This window comes from uncultured Subdoligranulum sp. (genome assembly GCF_937890665.1).
On the sequence record NZ_CALADU010000241.1, the window covers coordinates 1 to 1,947 of the forward strand.

A 1,947-nucleotide genomic window follows, 5' to 3' on the forward strand; every position below is an offset into this window, starting at 1 on the left:
TGTACTCCACCACGTCGGCGGAGTTGTAGGCCACGATCATGTTCTGGCCGCCCAACACGTAGGAGGGGCGCATCAGCACCGGGTAGCCAACCTCCTGCGCCGCCTTCAGGGCCTCCTCCAGCGTGTAGACGGTGCGGCCCTCGGGACGAGGAATGCCGCAGCGCTCCAACAACTGGTCGAACCGTTCCCGGTCCTCGGCCTCGTCGATGGCATCCGCCGGTGTACCGAGGATGGGCAGCCCGATCTCGTCCATATGCTTAGCCAGCTTGATGGCCGTCTGACCACCGAACTGCACCAAGCAGCCGTCCGGTTTTTCGGTGGCGATGATGTTGTCCACGCTCTCGGGGTTCAGCGGATCAAAATACAGCCGGTCACCGGTATCAAAGTCGGTGGAGACCGTCTCGGGGTTGTTGTTGACCAGAATAGCTTCACAGCCATGGTTCTTCAGCGTCCAAACGGCGTGCACCGAGCAGTAGTCGAACTCGATGCCCTGTCCGATCCGGATGGGGCCGGAACCGAAAACCAGCACCTTTTTCTTTTTGGGGTCGCTGTGCTCGGCAATGAACTGCGCTGCTTCGTTATCCTCATCGTAGGTGGAATAGAAGTAGGGCGTCTTGGCTGCAAACTCGGCTGCGCAGGTATCGACCATCTTAAAAGCAGCCTTGGGCCCCTCGGGCAGGGTATCCACGCCGGCCAACCGCTTGATGGTCTTATCCAAGAAGCCAAACTTTTTGGCTTCCAGATACTTTTCCCGGGTCAACTCACCCCGCTGCAGCCCCAGCTCGATATTGGCCAGATGCTGCATCTTGTCGAGGAACCACCAATCGATCTTGGTGATGTTATAAATCGTTTCGTGGGGAACGCCACGCTTGAGGGCCTCGTACACGCAGAATGCGCGCTCCGAATCCTGCACATGCAGGTGCTCGATGATCTCCTCGGTGGAGAGATTCTCAAAGTCGGGCAGCGTCAAGGTGTCCATGCCCAGTTCGATGGAGGATACCGCCTTCATCATGGCATGCTCGAAGTTATTGCCGATGGCCATAACCTCACCGGTAGCCATCATCTGGGTACCGAGGGATTTGTCGGCATAGACGAACTTATCGAAGGGCCACTTGGGATACTTAACTACTACGTAGTCCAGCGCGGGCTCGAAGCAGGCGCAAGTTTCGCCGGTAACGTCGTTGGTGATTTCGTCCAGCGTGTAGCCCAGCGCGATCTTGGTAGCCACCTTGGCGATGGGATAGCCCGTGGCCTTGGAAGCCAACGCCGAAGAACGGGACACACGGGGGTTGACCTCGATGACGGCGTACTCGAAGCTGTCGGGCTTGAGGGCAAACTGGCAGTTGCAGCCGCCCTCGATGCCCAGCTCGGTGATGATGTCCAGCGCCGCCGTACGCAGCATCTGGTATTCTTTATCGGACAGGGTCTGGCTGGGCGCCACAACGATGGAGTCACCGGTGTGAATGCCCACAGGATCCAAGTTCTCCATGTTACAGACGGTGATCACGTTGCCCTTGGAGTCCCGCATGACCTCGTATTCGATTTCCTTCCAACCGGAAATGCACTTCTCCACCAAAATCTGGTGAATGGGCGACAGACGCAGACCGTTGGTAGCAATCTCATGCAGCTTTTCCCGGTCCTCGCAGATACCGCCGCCGGTACCACCCATGGTAAAGGCCGGACGGACAATAACGGGATAGCCGATGACCTCGGCAAAATCCAGTGCATCGTCCAGATCCTCCACCACTTTGGAGGGGATAATCGGCTGGTGCAGCTTCTCCATCGTATCCTTGAAGAGCTGGCGGTCCTCCGCCCGGTCGATGGTCTCGGGCTTGCAGGCCAGCAGACGGACGCCGCTGCGGTCCAAGAAACCGTTACGGGCCAGTTCCATAGAGAGGTTCAGGCCCATCTGGCCGCCCAGGTTGGGCAGGATGGCGTCGGGCTTTT

At 58.4% G+C, this 1,947-nt stretch carries 1 protein-coding gene; it reads right to left on the reverse strand.

What is annotated here, in order from left to right; genetic code table 11:
* The coding region (carB, locus tag Q0526_RS13430; RefSeq protein ID WP_298734510.1) for a carbamoyl-phosphate synthase large subunit at positions 1-1,947 on the reverse strand (1,947 nt) is incomplete at both ends.